At 58.3% G+C, this 17,791-nt stretch carries 14 protein-coding genes and 1 pseudogene; 7 read left to right on the top strand and 8 right to left on the bottom strand.

Annotated features, from left to right (window positions below; genetic code table 11):
* Positions 1-19: 19 nt before the first annotated feature.
* Positions 20-952, top strand: a complete 933-nt coding sequence (locus AC07UI_RS12825; protein ID WP_494992832.1) for a LysR family transcriptional regulator — start codon at positions 20-22, stop codon at positions 950-952.
* Between the two features lie 96 nt (positions 953-1,048).
* On the opposite strand, the gene AC07UI_RS12830 is transcribed toward AC07UI_RS12825, so the two are convergent.
* Positions 1,049-1,306 (bottom strand): type II toxin-antitoxin system RelE/ParE family toxin, encoded by a 258-nt coding sequence (locus AC07UI_RS12830; protein ID WP_494993089.1) that lies wholly within the window; start codon positions 1,304-1,306, stop codon positions 1,049-1,051.
* 479 nt (positions 1,307-1,785) lie between these two features.
* On the opposite strand from AC07UI_RS12830, the gene AC07UI_RS12835 reads away from it, so the two are divergent.
* A complete protein-coding gene (locus AC07UI_RS12835; RefSeq protein ID WP_494992833.1) occupies positions 1,786-2,109 on the top strand; it encodes a hypothetical protein in 324 nt (107 codons plus the stop codon).
* Positions 2,110-2,206: 97 nt separating this feature from the next.
* On the opposite strand, the gene AC07UI_RS12840 is transcribed toward AC07UI_RS12835, so the two are convergent.
* Positions 2,207-2,533, bottom strand: a complete 327-nt coding sequence (locus tag AC07UI_RS12840) for a DUF2388 domain-containing protein (RefSeq protein ID WP_494992834.1) — start codon at positions 2,531-2,533, stop codon at positions 2,207-2,209.
* Between the two features lie 220 nt (positions 2,534-2,753).
* Complete coding sequence (locus tag AC07UI_RS12845; protein WP_494992835.1) at positions 2,754-4,088, bottom strand: aminotransferase-like domain-containing protein; 1,335 nt, start codon at positions 4,086-4,088, stop codon at positions 2,754-2,756.
* Positions 4,089-4,201: 113 nt separating this feature from the next.
* On the opposite strand from AC07UI_RS12845, the gene AC07UI_RS12850 reads away from it, so the two are divergent.
* Positions 4,202-4,819, top strand: coding sequence for a DJ-1/PfpI family protein (locus AC07UI_RS12850; RefSeq protein WP_494992836.1), 618 nt, complete (start codon positions 4,202-4,204; stop codon positions 4,817-4,819).
* 101 nt (positions 4,820-4,920) lie between these two features.
* On the opposite strand, the gene AC07UI_RS12855 is transcribed toward AC07UI_RS12850, so the two are convergent.
* Positions 4,921-5,172, bottom strand: a complete 252-nt coding sequence (locus tag AC07UI_RS12855) for a hypothetical protein (RefSeq protein WP_494992837.1) — start codon at positions 5,170-5,172, stop codon at positions 4,921-4,923.
* Between the two features lie 425 nt (positions 5,173-5,597).
* Positions 5,598-7,238, bottom strand: coding sequence for an NRAMP family divalent metal transporter (locus tag AC07UI_RS12860; protein WP_494992838.1), 1,641 nt, complete (start codon positions 7,236-7,238; stop codon positions 5,598-5,600).
* Positions 7,239-8,136: 898 nt separating this feature from the next.
* Here AC07UI_RS12860 and AC07UI_RS12865 point away from each other — a divergent pair.
* Complete coding sequence (locus AC07UI_RS12865) at positions 8,137-8,490, top strand: DUF1428 domain-containing protein (protein ID WP_494992839.1); 354 nt, start codon at positions 8,137-8,139, stop codon at positions 8,488-8,490.
* 67 nt (positions 8,491-8,557) lie between these two features.
* On the opposite strand, the gene AC07UI_RS12870 is transcribed toward AC07UI_RS12865, so the two are convergent.
* The 3 genes and pseudogenes from AC07UI_RS12870 to AC07UI_RS12880 all read right to left on the bottom strand — a co-directional run bounded on the left by AC07UI_RS12870 (position 8,558) and on the right by AC07UI_RS12880 (position 13,618).
* Entirely contained in the window at positions 8,558-8,752 is a 195-nt protein-coding gene (locus tag AC07UI_RS12870; RefSeq protein WP_494992840.1) for a hypothetical protein, read from the bottom strand.
* An 82-nt stretch (positions 8,753-8,834) separates the two neighbouring features.
* Positions 8,835-11,654 (bottom strand): annotated as a pseudogene (locus tag AC07UI_RS12875) (multicopper oxidase domain-containing protein); the annotation flags it as partial.
* A gap of 350 nt (positions 11,655-12,004) precedes the next feature.
* The gene (locus AC07UI_RS12880) at positions 12,005-13,618 is read right to left on the bottom strand and encodes a carbohydrate porin (protein WP_494992841.1); all 1,614 of its coding nucleotides are present in this window, start codon (positions 13,616-13,618) and stop codon (positions 12,005-12,007) included.
* A 253-nt stretch (positions 13,619-13,871) separates the two neighbouring features.
* Between AC07UI_RS12880 and AC07UI_RS12885 the strand changes: the two genes are divergently transcribed.
* The 3 genes from AC07UI_RS12885 to AC07UI_RS12895 all read left to right on the top strand — a co-directional run bounded on the left by AC07UI_RS12885 (position 13,872) and on the right by AC07UI_RS12895 (position 17,757).
* Positions 13,872-15,164, top strand: coding sequence for an MFS transporter (locus AC07UI_RS12885; protein ID WP_494992842.1), 1,293 nt, complete (start codon positions 13,872-13,874; stop codon positions 15,162-15,164).
* A 13-nt stretch (positions 15,165-15,177) separates the two neighbouring features.
* Positions 15,178-16,653 (top strand): glycoside hydrolase family 32 protein, encoded by a 1,476-nt coding sequence (locus tag AC07UI_RS12890; protein ID WP_494992843.1) that lies wholly within the window; start codon positions 15,178-15,180, stop codon positions 16,651-16,653.
* A gap of 105 nt (positions 16,654-16,758) precedes the next feature.
* Positions 16,759-17,757 (top strand): LacI family DNA-binding transcriptional regulator, encoded by a 999-nt coding sequence (locus tag AC07UI_RS12895; protein ID WP_494992844.1) that lies wholly within the window; start codon positions 16,759-16,761, stop codon positions 17,755-17,757.
* Positions 17,758-17,791 lie beyond the last annotated feature (34 nt).

A 17,791-nucleotide genomic window follows, 5' to 3' on the forward strand; every position in this document is an offset into this window, starting at 1 on the left:
ACCGTGCTATGGTCGATGCATGTCGACACCTGATCTCAACTTGCTTGTCACCCTTGATGTGCTGCTCGCAGAAGGCAGCGTTGCGCGCGCAGCGCAGCGGTTGCGGCTCAGCCCGTCGGCGATGAGTCGGGCACTGGCGCGATTGCGTGAAACAACGGGCGATCCGCTGTTGGTCAGGGCTGGACGCGGTCTGGTTCCCACACCCCGAGCGCTCGAACTGCGCGAGCGGGTCAGTCAGCTGGTGCAGGACGCAGAAGCGGTTCTACGCCCTGCGCAGATGCTCAACCTCAAACAGCTGGTCCGAACGTTCACGCTGCGCACCAGTGACGGCTTTGTGGAGAACTTCGGACCGGACCTCATTGCGCGCGTCGGCGAGCAAGCGCCCGGCGTGCGGCTGTGCTTCGTGCAGAAGCCAAACAAAGACAGCGCGCCACTTCGCGACGGGACCGTCGATCTGGAAACCGGCGTTGTGGGGAAGACGACGCCTGCGCAGATGTTTACGCAGGCATTGTTCCGAGACCGTTTCATTGGCGTCGTGCGAATGGGGCACTCGCTGAGCCAGGGCGAGATCACTCCCTCCCGTTATGCGGCCGGTGGGCACATCTGCGTCTCGCGACGGGGTCTGGACAGGGGACCGATCGATATCGATGAAGCCTTGACTCCATTGGGGCTGCAAAGGGAGATCGTCACGATCGTCGGTGGCTTTTCGTCTGCACTGGCGCTCGCCCGGGCCACCGACCTGATCGCCAGTGTTCCCGAACGACATACCGCAAACCTGCGCGTCGGAATGCACAGTTTTTCTCTTCCGTTTTCCTTGCCGACGTTCACCGTCTCATTGCTCTGGCATCCACGGCTGGATGCCGATCCAGCGCATCGCTGGTTGCGCGGATGCATTCGGGAGGTTTGTGCGCAGCAGCCCAGGATAGGGGCTTGTAGCGCCGAAGTTGACTGACAGAACTCACCACACAGGCCACTAAGGCGCGGCATCACTGTGCCTCGACCGGTCGCCATGATGTCCTCTTGAGAGGGAGCAACGGTTTTCACCATGCTATCGATCCTCACGTGTGCGCCACAGGCGCAGCAGGTATAGGGTGGAACCCACTATCTCGTAGCACATCTCGTAATGGCCGACCTGAATTCGGCGCCCATCCCGAGGTTCGAACTCTTGCAGGCGTTCGCCAATACGCGGGTTGGCCAGCAGCGTGGTCGGCGCAGCCGCGCCCTTGACCACAATTTTGCGCACCGGGCGGATTGGGCGCTCTTCCTTCTCAGTATTGGTGGCACAGTCGTCGCGGGCGTTGGCGATTCTGGTTGAAGCACTGCGGTATCGCGCCTAGCTCTTGCCGGCGATGGGGCCCTTGAGATTGCCATCGCGAGCAAGCTCGGCTCCTACGAAACACCACGCTCGTCAGAGCGTGATGCAACGTAGCCCAGGTTGACGCATAGCCTGTCCGTAGGAGCACGGCTTGCCGGCGATGGGGCCCTTGAGATTGCCATCGCGAGCGAGCTCGGCTTGCCGGCGATGGGGCCCTTGAGATTGTCATCGCGAGCAAGCTCGGCTCCTACGAAAAGCCATGCTCGTCAGGACGTGATGCAACGTGGCCCAGGGTTGACGCATAGCCTGTCCGTAGGAACACGGCTTGCCGGCGGTGGGGCCCTTGAGATTGCCATCGCAAGCTCGGCTCCTACGAAAAGCCACGCTCGTCAGAACGTGATGCAACGAGCCCTGGCCTGGCCCGCTGATCAAGCCTGGGTCTTGGGTTACTTATGAATTGATCTCATGTGATGCTCATCGGCATCGGTCAGGGCTGCACCCTCAGCCCTCTCACGGTCTCGGGCGTTGCAGGTGTAGCTGCGCAAGATGCGGGTGCTGCCTCAGGGCTGGTCAACGTTGCTCATCAGCTGGGCGGCTCATTGGGGCTGGCCATTCTTATCGTCGTGTTCGATGCGGCAGGTGTAGGTGCGACGGATGCCAAAGCGTTGCTCGCGCACCGCGTCGCCGCCGCATTCACCGCCGGCACGCTGATGCTGGCGTTAGCACTGGCTCTGGTTCTGGTACTGATCGTCAGGCCGCATAAGGCGCTCGTCAGCAGCGAAACAGCCCGATGACGAGATCTGCTCATCGGCAAGAACGGTGTGCAGGTGGCCACCGGCCGTGCGGCTTCCTCGCGCAGACATTGCAACTCGATGCGATGTACGTACGCCACTAATGACCGGCAGCTCGCTCATCTTGAATGAGGAGCGCTTGGGCCAGTTCTTCGTCGCTTGCCTTGAGGCCTGGATGATCGTGTCTAATCTGCATCAACACCGACTCCAGATAGGCGCCGCGAATGGTGCCTCCACTCGCGACGAAGCTGGAGAGGTCATCGCGGGCGGGAACCATGATCTTGTCGTCTTTCAACGTCGAGTACAGCGACACCGAAAGCCCTGCCGAAGTGGCAATTTCGTCCGCATCCACATGGTGTCTGTGGGCCATGGCCGAACCAAAGGGCAGACAAAGCGTTAGCAAGGGTATGAGGAATATGCGGCGCATAATGTGTCCTCCGAAAGCATGAATCCTGAATGATCTACCACATACTTTATGATGCATGGTACCCGCCAGGAGTTCCCTTCCGGTACCGCATCCCGGCGCAGAGGTCGAGGCTTGGGCGATTTATGCCAACACGCTATCTGCTCCCCGAAAGCGCCCATTGGTCGAAAGCGGTCTGACGAAGGTGAAGGGAGCGCATGGCCGATAGCGATTCTCGGCCAGGTCAATAAGAGTAAGTATCAACAACTCGCTTCACCGTTTTGAGTGCTACTTGAAGGGCATCCAGCTCTAGAGATCCGAGCGCGAGCCTGATTGCGTGAGGAACATGGGCAGAAGTCGCAAAGGGCTCCGCAGTCGAAACCGAAACGTGCTCGTGCATTAGCGCCATCGCTACCTGGTCAGCTCGAACCTCTTCACCTAAAGGAAGCCAGAGAAAATAGGAGGAGGGGTGGCCTATGTACTTCAGGTCGGTCAACGTGGCTTTGGCCATGGACTGTCGGTTCGCAGCATCCTGGCGCTTTTCGCCTTCCAGGCGACTGACAGTGCCATCGTCGAGCCAGTTACAAGCGATTGAAGTCATCACGCCAGGCGTGTTCCAGATGGTAGCTCTGATGGTTCTCTCGATAGCGGGTATCCAGCGCGAGGGCGCCGCGACAAATCCGACGCGCAGCCCGGTGGCGACACTTTTGGACAAGCCCGACACGTACACGGTTCTTTCCGGCGCAAGCGCGGCCAAGGGTGCAGGTGCGTCCTCGGCGAGGAACGCATAGGCGGCGTCCTCAATGATAAGCAAGTCGTGCTCGCGGGCGATGGTCACCAGGCGTTGCCGCCAATGCTCGCTGGCTACCCATCCCAGCGGATTGTGCAGGGTGGGCATGCTATACACGGCGCGTACCCTTCTGCTCTTGCACAGCCGAGCCAAGGCATCCAGATCAGGTTCGTGGCCTGCAGCAGGGATGGGAGCCAATTCCAGGCGCTGGGTCTCGGCAAGGACTTTGAAACCGGGATAGGTCAAGGCGTCCGTCGCGACGATATCACCCGGGCGAAGCAGCCCCATGACCGTCGCCGCCAACCCGTGTTGGGCCCCGCTGACGATCAGTACGTGTTCCTCGCCGATGTTCAAACCTCTGCCTTGCAGATGCCGGGCGACTGACGCGCGCTCATGCTGGCGTCCCCCATGGGGTTGATAACGGAGCAAGGCTTCCAGATCGCCCGAAGACGCCAGTTGGCGCAAGGCGCCACGCAGCAGTTCTGCCTGGCCCGGTAGAGAGGGATAGTTGAAGTTAAGGTCCAGAATTCCCGAAGCGACGGCATGCTGGTCGATGCCTAACCCTGGCGGTAATGAGGTCTCCCGGACAAAAGTACCTCTGCCGGTTTCGCCGCTGACCAAACCCATTGCCTCAAGCTCCGCGTAGACACGTGTAGCGGTGGCCAATGCCAGACCTTCGTTTGTCGCAAGCTCTCGGTGCGTGGGCAGACGCGTGCCAGGTGATAGACGTCCTGCGCGAATGTCGGCGGCGAACGCGTCCACCAACGATTTATAGCGGGAACGAGCCATGGAGATGTATCCATTACAATTATTTGATTGTGCTAATTGTTCGCCATAGTCTGCGTCTGCACAACCGCCCCCTTCAGGCGGATGCCAAGCCACATTTGCGGGAAGACCAAGCCATGCATATCGCTATCCTGACCTTCGAAGGTTTCAACGAACTCGACTCCCTCATCGCGCTTGGCGTTCTTAACCGTGTCAAGAAGCCGGGATGGCGGGTATCGATTGCCAGTCCAACGCCCCGTGTTCGCTCGATGAATGGGCTCGTGATCGAATCCCAGGCAACGCTGCGCGAGGCCAGCGAAGCCGATGCGGTCCTTGTCGGGAGCGGCATGCAGACTCGCGAAGTCGTCGCTGACACCGCCCTTATGGCGCAGTTGCAGCTTGATCCCTCGAGGCAGCTCCTGGGTGCGCAATGCTCGGGCACATTGGTGTTAGCAAAGCTTGGCTTGCTGGAGGGGGTACCGGCATGTACGGACTTGACGACGAAACCGTGGGTTCAGGCGGCTGGCATTGATGTCCTTAACCAGACGTTCTTCGCCAAAGGCAATATAGCCACAGCCGGCGGATGCCTCGCCTCGCCTTATCTGGCGGCCTGGATCATTGCCCGTCTGGAAGGCGTCGAAGCGGCAGAGAGCGCACTTCACTACGTCGCGCCGGTAGGGGAAAAAGAAGAGTACGTTCAGCGCGGGATGCGCAATATCGCGCCGTATCTGCACTTGGGGCGGGTTCCTGTGTAAACAGACTTCCAGATGCGGAAAACGAATGAGCATTCGGGTGTTTCAAGGCGCCACGCACCAGCAACTGAATACTGCACGGTTGCCTCCAATCGCCCTTGGGATCAAAACAGCCATTTCCTGACGGATGAGAACATGCTCGACCTTGCTGGCGTCCCCTTGTCCACCAACTCTTCAATAGCGTTAGTGGCCAACAGGGTGCGCTCCCTGAGGGCGCTTAGCCGGGAATGGAGCTCTTTCTTCAGGCGTTTCTGCTCGTTGGGAGGACAAAGCTGAATGAGCTGGCTAGCCATGAAAAAATTGAATTCCATCTGCTGATCCAGCGCTTCACTGACTTGCTTGACTGCTTCGATCATTCTGAGTCCATTTCATACAAGGCTACCCTTGTAACCACGTCTGTTTTCTATCGAGCCAGCCTGCCGGACCTTTCGAATTGCAACCTGACATTTCGTAACGCTACGTAGAGAACCGGTAAGGCGGCAATGCTGTTCAGTTAAGGAATTTCTGGCTCTGCACATTCCCCGTAGCAGCTGCCGAAGGCTGCGTAGCGGTCGTAAAATCAGGCACTGTGGTGTTACAGGTTGACCGTGGTTGCATGATTTGCGACTGCTGCGCAGCCGAACGCAGGCTTCGCCAGCTGCTACGGATCGCGTCGTCGCCTTAAGTGAACAGCATTGCGGTAAGGCGGGGCTTTATCTGGTTTATGTGCAGGCCACGCTATAGAGCCAACATAGTGTCCATTGAGGTGGACACTATGTTGGGGTTTTGCCGAGGTTTACATTCAAGCGAGCGCCAGCTGAATGACTTTGTAAATCACCATGCCCATTGCCACCATCAGGTAGCCGCGCAACACCCCCATCCAGAGGCGGTTGCGTTGCGACAGTACCACCGGCTTCAGTTGTGCGAGTGGTGGCATCCGCCATGCGTGCATCATTTGTTGGGTGAACGTGACGGTGCTGTCGGGCAGCGCCTCTTTGTCGACTTCTTTGCGGGCGTGCAACACATTCACCGCAATGGCGATGATGAGTCCCAGCAAACCACCGCCAATGAGGATGTCGGAGATGGTTTCACCGGACATGTCCGGGAAAGCCACCGAAGCAGTCAATACGAACGACAGCAGCACCAGCACCGCGACAATGACGGCAGTCATTACGTTGGTGAAGCGATTGTTTGCCCATGGGCCCAGCACTTCCTTGTCGTTGCACAGCAGCAACAGGAACACGGTGGCACTGGGCAGCAGTACCCCAGCCAGCGTCTGTACCGCGTTGGTCAGCAGGCCGAGCGGCACACCTGGAATCAACACCAGCGCCGCAGCCAGCGTAATCAGGCCGCAGAACATCATGTAAAAACCCTTTGCATCGCCTGGTTTACGGTGCAGCGAGTGTTTCAGGTTCAGTACATCGCCCAGCGCGTAGGCGGTCGACAGTGACACCGCCATTGCACCGATGATGCTGGCGTCGATCAGTGCGATCGCAAACAGTATCCCTGGCAGGCGCCCGTGGTATTTGGCGATGCCCGTTGCGATGGCGCCCGCATCGGTGAACTGGCCGAACTCTGGGTGACCGGCAAAAATTTGCGCAGTGAAGGCGATCATTGCCACCGCACCTATCACCACCAGCGCAATGCCCAGCCATAGATCAGCGCGTTCGTACTTGATGAAACGCGGGGTGATGCGTTTGTCGATCACGTAGCTTTGCTGGAAGAACAGCTGCCAGGGCGCCACAGTGGTGCCAACGATGCCGATGATCAGCAGAAACACTTCTGATAGCTTGCCTTCAGCAGGCAGTAGCGGGATAAAAAAATCGTGAGCTACTTGCGCCATTGGTGGATGGATCATCACGAAGATCGGTACCAGGAGCAGGCTGCCAACCACCAATATCAACGAGAAGCGTTCGAAGCGCCGGAAGTCGCCGGTACAGGCTGCGAGCATGATGAACACCGCCGCCAGGCACACCCCGGCTACCTTGGGCACGCCGAGGAAGCCCATCCCGAGGCTGATGCCGATGAACTCCGTGACAATGGTCAGCGCGTTGAGGATGAACAGATCGATCGCACTGAATGCACCCCAGAACTTGCCAAAGCGCTCTATGATCAGCCGGGCGTGGCCGACACCCGTCACGACGCCCAGACGCAGCACCATTTCCTGGTTTACGTACAGCACCGGGACCAACAGCGCCATTGTCCACAGCAGCATGGTTCCGTAGTTCTGGCCGGCCTGGCCATAAGTGCTGAACGCACCGGCGTCATTGTCACCCACCATCACGATCAACCCGGGGCCCAGGATGGCCAGAAGCGTTTTGAAGCGATGCCACCAACCATTGCGAGGGGCGATGTCGTCATAACGGATGGTGCCGAGCGCTCCGCGGATGTCTCCGACGTGGGCACTGTCAAGAACGGCAGTTTCAATCTTCAGGTTGGACATAACGAAATCTCTCCAAAAGCGTAACGCTCGATGCCGCTTTCGACTCCCGCCGGATAGGTGCGTACCCGCAGAGGTCAGGGGCGCGAAGAGGTCACTCGGAGAGAATTGCGCGAAAGGTGGGGGGGAGTTCAGCCAGTGAAGGTTGTGCTACTACCCGCTAGACGCCGCCATTTCAGTCAGAGTGACCGGACTACTTTTACTGGGGTCCATAAACGGTCTCTCCTTCATGCTTTGGGTGGCAGCGCAGCTTCAAATATTGAGCCGGACTTTGATTGCTTTCAGGTGGCATGACGTCCTCCTTTCCATACCTGGCGGTATGATCACGTTAAAACCACCGCTGCTGCACACAGGCAGGCAAACGATGGGTGCAGAAACCTGCGACCGCAGCGAACGCAAGACGCACGCAACAATCAGGGAGCGCACAGAAAAATCTGCTCGCCCGGGTTTCAAGTTTTGGTTACGCGAAGGAGTTTGATACTGATGCGCGCAACGTCCTGCACTTGACAGAACGTTGGCTAAGGGAATCTAGCGGAGGTCGTGCCAAGCTTGTACGGAGAATTTCTCCGATTGACTACAATAGCTGTCCAAAGTAATACGGCCTCAGATGTAACTATATGTAAATCTTAGGTGTGCCCCGTTAAAAGTCAACCCGGATACCGGCTGCTGGCACAGCACAACGAACTGGCGGCAGATGCCAAAAGCGGTGTTTTTACATGCTCGGGGCGTAAAGCGCTCAGTCATTACACCTGCCGTCGGTCGGTTCTATCGGGTCTTCGTCTCAGGCCTGTCGATTTGACGCCCAGCGGATCGACTATCCAGCAGATCGACCCGTAACCGATGGCGCGATCCGCCCAAGGTAGATTGCGCCCATTCACACAACCCAGGCAGGAGATTGATCATGTCCTATGTTGATGGCTTTATCGCCGCAGTGCCCACCGCCAACCGTGAACAGTTCAAGCGGCATGCCGAATCCGCCGCGGCCATTTTCAAAAAGAACGGCGCGTTGAGCGTCGTCGAGTGCTGGGGGGACGATGTGCCCGACGGCAAGGTGACCTCTTTCCCGATGGCGGTGAAACTCAAGGAGGGCGAGACAGTGGTCTTCTCCTGGATCATCTGGCCCAACCGTCAAACTCGCGACGCCGGAATGGAGAAGTTCATGGCCGATGCCCAAACCAACCCGGACCTCAACCCGATGCCCTTTGATGGTCAACGGATGATCTTCGGCGGCTTCGAGATGATCGTTAACGCGTAGGGTTCGCAGCGCGATCTTGCTCCCACGCTCAATGTGGGGGCGAGATCGAGGCGAAGGAGGGCGGGGATCATTCCGGCGCAGACGTGATACGGCAGCTCTTGCGGTTACGGATCTCGTTATCCGAAGGCCGCTCTTTCACGAACTCAAACCGCGGCTCGCCCTCGCTGTACGTGACCAGCCATCCCCACTCCAGCTCAGACTCATCCTGACCAGGTTTCGGAGGCGCAGCCCACCATGGCTCTTTGTTGACGATCTGGCGCATACCCCCTCCAGTTGAATGGGATCAACTCAACTATAACGCGCCTGGGTGGGGGTGCCAGGATCGCGTGTTGCTATTGGCGCTGTTTCGTGTTGGGGCCACCGTTACTTTTATCCTCAACAAGGCCAGTGCGGAAGGTGGGGAGCGCTACGGAGTTCACGAAGCGTACGCCGTCCCAGCTTGGCAAGGGCGTTGGCATCAACTGGAACTGACCAGGAAATTCGACGTCCCAACGCAGCAACATGGAGGTGTCCTCGTGCTGGGTGTTGTGGCAGTGCTCCATGTAGGTGCCGGCGAACTCGCGGAAGTGGAGCGCCACCTGGAGATTCACGGAGCTGTCGACGTCTTCTCCGATGCGGTAGATGTCCTTGCGTGCCCATTTCTCCCATTCCGGCGGTTCCTTACCATCGCGGTTGAGAATGATCCCCTCTTCGAAATGTACATGCACCGGGTGGCTCCAGCCGTTGCCGCCATTCTCGATCTTCCACACTTCGAGGGTTCCATCGCCGCTGAAACCGGCAGGCGTCGGGCCTTGAGTCAATTGGGGGGCCGCGCTGATACGGCGAGGGTCCATGTTAAAGCCCATGCCACCGTCGGTCTTGATGGTCCAGGGCGCCAAGTCAGTGCCAGAGGACCGCCCGAAGGTAAAGAGGCGATGCCGCGCCGCGTTGAGTCTGGCCTGGTCGGCCGGGTTGTCGCGGTCGATGGTCAACGGGATCATTTTCCTCCCGGCCGGCTTGCCGGGCTTGGCCGGTTCAAAGTCCGCCGGGTTCATGCTCACGTCCTGGCCGGCGTAGGGCTGGACGAGCAACTGGAAGAACTTGATGACTGCGGGATCGCCCTTGTCCCATTTGGGCCCGTTGCTGGTTTGCTTGATCACCGCTTTATATTTTTCGGACAGCACGTCAGCCAGCGGGATTGCGTTCTTCTCGGGCCGCTTGCCGTCTTTGTGCTCCAACAGGTTGACGAAATAAATCTTGTCTCCCGGTTTGATTCCGTTCTTGGCGAAGTCGACGATGATGTCATAGCGTTCGCCAATGCCCTGAACCGGCAAGATGGCGTTGTTGTCCTGCAGGTCGCCATCGCCGTTCAGGTCCAGAGTGCCGTCGAAGGGCACGGAATGCTCCATGACGTTGCCGTCGTTGGCAATCATGTGGAACGGCACTCTGGCGAAGGACACTCCGGAGCCCGCCGGCCCGGGGAACTCGCCGCCATTGCCGTTGATCTCACGCACCACGGCAAACTTGAAGAAACGCGACACCGAGGCGTTGAGTATGCGAAAGCGATAACTGCGCGCCCGTACCTTGAGAAAGGGCTGGTACTGCCAGTTGACCAGCATTTGGTCACCCAGAAAACCGTCGGTATTGAACGGGTTGAACCACAATTGGCCGGTTTCGTCCCAGGCCTTGTCGGCGATCAGCAGATTGACATCGTAGTCGCGGTTGCCCCAGGGCAGTGCCGAGCCACTGGGAAAACGCAGGTTGACGCCGTCCTCGAACGCCTCGTTGCCGCGATCGACGGCGCTGTAGTAGTTCATCATCGCGCCATTGCCCTTGTAGACATTTTGCGCGGTGAAATCGAGCATGTGGTCGTGGAACCAGTGGGTGCTCATGGTTTCGCGCCAGTCGCCGCGCAGTTTGATACTGCCGTTTTCACAGGTCTTGAGACCGGGACTGGCATCGTTGACGAACAGCGTTTCGCCCGGTGAGCAGGGGAACGCCGCCCTCGGGTCTTGCGCCGTAGTATTGATCGTGTCGTAACCGGCCAGCTGCAGTGCCCAACGGTAGTCGTAGTACTGCCCGGGAAAAAAGAACGCATTGGCAAAGCCGTCGCTCTCGGCCGGGGTGTGCCCGTTGTGCTCGTGGGTAGTAAGGGTGTGCAGGCCAAACCCCGCGTTTGCCGCCGGGTCGATCGGCAGGGCGTCGTAGTGGCGCATCAGTATTGCTTGCCCATTGCGGACCATCAGCAATTTGGGTGGAAGCGTGCCATCGAAGGTCCACAGCGACTTGTGATTCTGCACTGGCAATCTGGGATGAAAACGCACTTCGATGCCGCGGGTCGTGGCCACTGTCACGGGGTTGTCGAATGTTTGGTTGTAGAGCCCACCGGGACCGAATTCGCCCTTGGTGTAGCCGTGCAACTGTTTGTTGTCGCGCAAGCCCTGATTGGTTCGGGCGCCTGCTTGCACTGTCTTCAACTGGACCTGGGGAAAAAACTCATTGAAGCGTTGGTGCGACCAACCTTTTCCCGGTGGCCGCCCCTCGGCCGGCGAGTCTACCGGGCTGCGGTTGAGGAAGGCTTCGATTTGCGCCTTCCAGGGGTTGCGGTCCAGTACATTGGAAAACTGCGACGGGAACGGGGTCAAGCCAGGTTGGCGCAGAAAGGCCTCGAGCGCCGCACTCGAGGGGCCGCTGCGGGCGACACTGTCTGGATCCTGCTGCGGTTCCGGGCCCAGGGTAGGAACGGGGAACGTCAGTGTCTGCGGCGGGGTCGTCGGGTCGAGCTTTTCCGAGCCGAGCTCTTCGAACAGCAGCATTTGCTGAGTGAAGGGTTCGGCCCCGAACAGTGGGCTTGGCTTGCCATTGGTGGGAATATTGAACGACGTCTGCAGGTCCGGGGGAAGGACGTTTTCGGCGCGCGGGGTGGTTCTGTCGCCAAACACGCCGTTGGGCAGGGCGAGTGCACCCTGGTTGGCGGGTGGCGCGTCTTCCAGTGCTTCCAGCGCGGCCTTGGGGTCGGCGGGAGGATTGCTGAAGGCCGAGGGATCGGTCGGTGGCGGTGGACCGAAATCATCGAGCGGCGCAGCGCTGATAGCGACCAGGCTGAAGGTGATGACCATCGCTGACGCGACGACTGAACCCCGAAAGAGTTTGGGCGATGATTGCTGCGATGCAGTGTCTTTCATGGTGCGCCCCCTCGCTGCATGCCGGCATGGCGATAGCCGCCATCTCCTCTTTGCAGCATTGTCAAGGACAAAGGCAAAAGCCGAGCCAGGCACGAAAATCATAAAAAACCAGGAATAATCAGCGGGTTGGCTTCAAGTCTTGCTATTGAAGGGGGCAGCAAAGCCTTTGTTCAATGGGGGCAGGTCCCCACTCCCGGGGAGTCCGATAGTCATTTCCCCAGGTTTTCGAGTGTGCTGCGTGGTGTATGCGCAGGTGCTAAAGCGACCGGCAGACGCCCCATTGCCCGATCTTTTGCGTAACTGATCGACTTTTTGTTGTTGCCCCTTGGGGCGGTCAATTTCCAAGGCTCCTAGAACCAGGTCTCCATCTGCATTCCGAATTGCCAGACCCCGCCAGACTTGAAGCCCTTCTGACCAAAATCGTCTGTTGCGCTGAAGTGATCGAGGTCCCTGGACCAGTTCATATAGGTGGCGAACAGGCGCAATTCAGGACGAGTGAAAAAATCTCCGGTTTGTGCCTTGAACGTTGGTGCAAACGTGAGTTTCCAGTAGTCACCATTGGCTGTTTGTCGACCCTTGTAGCCAAGCGCATTCAGGTCCATCGTCTGCCAGCTCAGCTCATAAAGCATTTCGAAGTTGCTGGTCAGTTCATTGGCCAATCGCAGGTTGAGCGTCACATAGCGATAATCGTCGCCGGGCACATAGCGATCCTTGCTGTGCTCGGCAATGATGGCTGGTGCGATGCGCCAATCCTGATTCAGGCGAGTATGGCCATAGAGTGCCAGGCGCAATGTCTGGGCCTCGTCCAGCAAGTCGCCATCGGCTCCGATGCTGTTGACCTCCGCTCCCAACCCCTTGCCATACAGGAGCGCTGCTTTGAAGTAGCCTTCACGGCCGAAAAAGTCTGGCTGATGGTAGGCGAGCATGCCATGGGAACCGCTTTCGGCAGGGCTGAATCCCGACGCGTTCACCCGGGTATCGCTGGCGAATGCCTGTTTGCCCTTCTCGTTCAGCCTGGCATCGTTCTGGCCCGAGGAAATGCCATTGAGCATGATCTGCCAGCGACCTTCATCGAAAAATTGATTGAGGGTCGCGACATAGCTCCTGATGTCTTTGTTTTCCTCAGTACCGAAGTCGCCGAAGGAGCGGCTCATCAGGGACGCATTGATGCGCCAGTCATCGGTCAGATGCACGTCGTAGATACCGCCACCGGTCCCGGCAAGGAAAACGATCCCCCGGTCGAGCCAATGGATATCGTAATTATCCCGATCAAAGCGCTTGCCAGCCCACAGCGTTGCATCGCGTAGCAGAGGGCTATCTCGAAAGGAAGCCAAATGGTCGAGTTCAGCGTAGACCTGTCGCACATTGAGCCGGCTTTCAGCCGCGGTCCAGTCGTTAGGTGTTTCCAGGCCGTCGGCGAGCATCAGCGTGTATTTGGAACGCGTACCGTTGCTGGCCTGGTTTTCCTTCGAAAACTTCGCCTCCACGTAGGTATCGACTTCATTGCCAAGCCGGCCAACGGCACCACCTACGGAGCCTGCGGGGGTCACGTAGGGTCCGCCATGACCGGCACCTGATCCATTGGTCATTATCCCGGAGCGGGCATATCCACCGAAGGTGAAGCCATCGCTCAGATGCTCGGTCGAACTGGCTGAAGACGCGGTCGTCGGGGGAGGGCTTTCAAGGGACTGCTGGTTCGCCTCTATCCGGGCAACGCGCTCGTTGAGAGATGCTTGTGTGGTCGCCGGGGCGGGGATGGCGATTTGCTTGTTGAGTAGCTCGACTTCCTTGCGCAATCGAGCTGCGTCAGCTTCGGCCACCAAGGCGCGGGCCTCGGCAACGGAGGTTCTGGCCTCAAGCCTGGCAAGACGCTCCTCGATGCTTTGCGCCGGCGCGGCGAGCAGTTGAGTGGAGAGAAAAAGCAAGGAAAAGCCAGCCAAAGGCCGACAGACAGTAGAACGCATAGGTAACCCTCTTGTTTTTGTATTCGGGTACTGCAAAGACCTTTCGAACAGGTCCTTTCCGCCAGCCGAAATGGCGCTTGGGCAAAACCTGAACCATCCGCTGAGCAAGCCCTGAGAGTCGCTTCTGCAAGGTCTGCTCAAGCGCGATACCTGCTCCTTTGGCACTTGGATCCACTTGACAGCGAGCTGGTGGAGGAGGCGTAATGCGCTGCGATGTTAACGTTAACTTAAATAAAAACAAGAGGGTTGTCACATGCAGCTGTCAGTCAAACGTGAGTACTGGCTTATCAGTGGTTTACTGTTTTTCTTCTTTTTCGCGTGGTCATCCAGCTATTCGCTGTTCTCGATATGGCTTCATCGAGTCATCGGCCTGAATGGAACGGAAACCGGATTCATCTTTGCCGCCAACGCCATTGCGGCGCTGCTCATTCAGCCGTTCTATGGCGCTCTCCAGGATCGACTTGGCCTGTCCAAAACACTGCTGGTATGGATTGGCGTACTGCTCTGCGCCTCCGCACCTTTTGCGATCTACGTATACGCCAATCTATTGGCCCAGAACGTGGTGTTGGGAGCCGTGGTCGGTGCGACTTTCCTGGCGCTATCCATGCTCGCGGGAGTGGGCGTCATCGAATCCTATACGGAGCGACTGTCACGCCACGCCGGCTTCGAGTTCGGCACCACCAGAATGTGGGGTTCATTGGGCTGGGCCAGTGCGACGGGTATCGTCGGTGTGGTATTCAACATTGACCCGGACATTGCGTTTTACATGAGCAGCGCAGCCGGGATCGTGTTTTTGCTGATCCTGTCCCGGCTGGATCTGGCCGCTTTCAACAAACCAGTAATGCAAACGGCTGGCGAAACTGCCATGCCGGTGCGTCTGAACGATCTTTGGAAGCTGCTGACACTTCCTCGCTTCTGGGCATTCAGCTTGTACCTGACCGGGGTTTGTGGAATCTACATGATCTACGAACAACAGTTTCCGGTGTATTTCTCCTCCTTCTTCCCAACCCCGGAGGAGGGAACTCGAGCCTACGGTTACCTGAATTCATCCCAGGTGCTCCTCGAAGCCCTCTGCATGTTGTTCGCGCCATGGGTGGTCGGTCGTACGGGCGCCAAATATGGATTGATACTGGCCGGCAGCATCATGTTCGTCCGTATTCTTGGCTCCGGGCTGGCAATGGATGCCTGGACCATCGCCGCCTGCAAGATGCTGCACGCCCTGGAAGTCCCGATCCTGCTGGTCTCGGTATTCAAATACATCTCCTTGAATTTTGATTCTCGTCTGTCGGCCTCGATCTATTTGGTGGGATTCCAGTTCGCCCAACAATTGACCGCCATGCTGCTGTCGCCGGTTGTGGGATACGGCTACGACCATTTTGGCTTCTCGAGCGTTTACGTAACGATGGCTGGCCTGGTAGGCGGTTGCCTGCTGCTGTCATGGTCATTGTTACGCGCAGACCCGGCCCGCAAATCATCCCGGGCAACAGCTCCTGATTCGATAGACCTTCCTGCCATAGCTCAATCAGCTACCCGTTACGAACCTTAGTAAGGATCAAGCCATGCACGCTGCACTGCTGGACGAAGCGCATCGCGCCATCGAAAAAAAACTGCCCGAGCGCGGCAACGACTATCGCCTCGGCTATCACCTGTCGCCCCCAGCCGGATGGATGAATGACCCAAACGGACTGGCCTATTTTCGAGGCGAGTACCACGTGTTCTACCAGCACCATCCTTATTCGGCGCAGTGGGGCCCGATGTATTGGGGGCATGCCAAGAGCAAGGACCTGGTTCACTGGGAGCATCTGCCCATAGCGTTAGCCCCCAGTGACCCTTACGATCGAGACGGCTGTTTTTCAGGATCGGCTGTCGTTGCGGGCGATACGCTTTATCTGATCTACACCGGGCATATCTGGTTAGGGGAGCCGGGCGACGACCAAAAAATCCACCAGGTCCAATGCCTGGCCAGCAGCACGAATGGCATCACATTCACCAAACATGGGCCTGTGATCGAAACGCCACCGCATCCGGACATCATGCATTTCCGCGACCCGAAGGTCTGGAAGCGCGCAGACCAATGGTGGATGGCGCTTGGCGCTCGTCAAGGGGATGACCCGCAGCTTTTACTCTATCGCTCCCAGGACCTGCATCATTGGGATTACCTCGGCTGCGCCCTGGACGGCCAACGCGCGTCTGACGGTTACATGTGGGAATGTCCGGACGTGTTCGAACTGGATGGATGCGATGTTTTTCTGTACTCGCCGCAAGGCCTGAAGCCCAGTGGTTACGACAACTGGAACAAATTCCAGAACAGCTATCGATTGGGCCAGCTGGACAATTCCGGCTGCTTCACTGAGACCGGCAGGCTGCACGAACTCGACCACGGTCACGATTTTTATGCCGCCCAGACCCTGCTGGCGCCGGACGGGCGCCGCCTGCTCTGGGCATGGATGGACATGTGGGACAGCCCTATGCCGAGTCAAGAACAACACTGGTGTGGCGCGCTGTCGTTGCCACGTGAAGTGAGCCGCGACGGTGACCGGCTACGCATGAGTCCGGCACGAGAGCTGACAACGCTACGGCAGTCACCTCGAACGCTGGAGATCGGGATGCTTGACTCACAGAGCCGTACACTTGAAGTTCGTGGCGCTCTGCTGGAGATTGAGCTCGAACTGGACCTGGCCGGTAGCACCGCTGAGCGCTTTGGCCTGGCCCTGCGCTGTAGCGAAGACCAGCAGGAACGGACTTTGCTCTACTTCGATGCCATGTCCCGACGCTTGGTACTCGACAGGCAACAATCGGGAGCTGGCGTGAGCGGGGTCCGTAGCGTACCTGTGACGCCAGAACAAACGCAGATCGCTCTGCGGATTTTCCTGGATCGCTCCTCCATTGAGGTTTTCGTCGACGACGGCGCCCATAGCCTGAGCAGTCGGATTTATCCTCGCCCCGACAGCCTCGGTGTCAGCGCCTTCGCCATCAATGGGGTAGGGCTGTTCGGGGATACCTCGGTCTGGAGCCTGGCCGATCTCCAGCTCTGAACACCCCTGACGTACCATTCGTGCAGCCTGCTGCCTGGCATCGTGTTGTCATGCTTTTGCCAAGCATGACATGATGCCTGGCTAGACAAGCAATGGCACCCGCGAATGGCTTCAGTTAAAGATGTTGCACGGCTGGCGGGGGTTTCCTTCATGACTGTGTCCAGGGCACTCAATACCCCGGAAAAGCTGAACCAGGAAACTCTGGCGAAAGTTCGTCAAGCGGTCGAGGCCTTGGGGTACGTACCAAGCCTTTCCGCTCGCCAGATTCGTGGCGGTCACTCCCGTGGCAAGACCATCGGAGTCTTCGCGCTCGACACGGCGACAACCCCCTTCGCCGTCGAAATGCTGCTTTCGCTGGAGCGCACCGCACGAGAAAACAGCTGGAACGTCTTCATCCTCAATGTGTTCGAGGCTCCACCGAGTCAGCAAACCATCGACCTGATGCTGTCGCATCAGCCCGACGGGATTATCTTCAGTGCCATGCAGTTACGCACCGTCGAGATTCCCCAGGCGCTGCGCAGCCTGCCGCTGGTACTCAGCAACTGCATGAGTTCAGAGCCAGGCGTCGCATGCTATGTGCCCGACGACGAAGATGGTCAGTATCAGGCCGTGCGGCAGGCGCTGAAAAAGGGCTACCGGCATCCGTTGTGCATTAACCTGCCGCAAAGCAGTCTGGCCTGGGATCAGCGCCAGCAGGGGTTGGCTCGCGCCCTCGCGGAGTCCGGTATGTCCCTGGACAGTGTTCCCCAATACAACCTGTCGACCGATGACGCCTATGAGGAAACGCTTGTCGCGCTGGAGCAGCAATTACGGGAGTCGGATGGAAAGCCGGCCTTCGATCTGCTTGTTTGTGGCAACGACCGCATCGCTTTGGTCGCTTATCAGTACCTGCTCAGTCGCGGTCTGCGCATTCCGGCCGAGGTGGCGGTACTTGGCTACGACAATATGATCGGCGTTGCCGAGCTGTTCTATCCACCGCTGAGCACCGTGCAACTTCCGTACTACGAAATGGGCCGCCGTGCTGCTCAGCACTTGATCGAAAGCCGAAATGAACCCTTTATCCATAGGGTTTCATGCCCCCTCGTGGACCGTAAATCCTGGTGACAACTGCCACAACGTTATGCGGCGGACGATAGTT

This window comes from Pseudomonas sp. GW821-FHT04C07 (assembly GCF_059420325.1).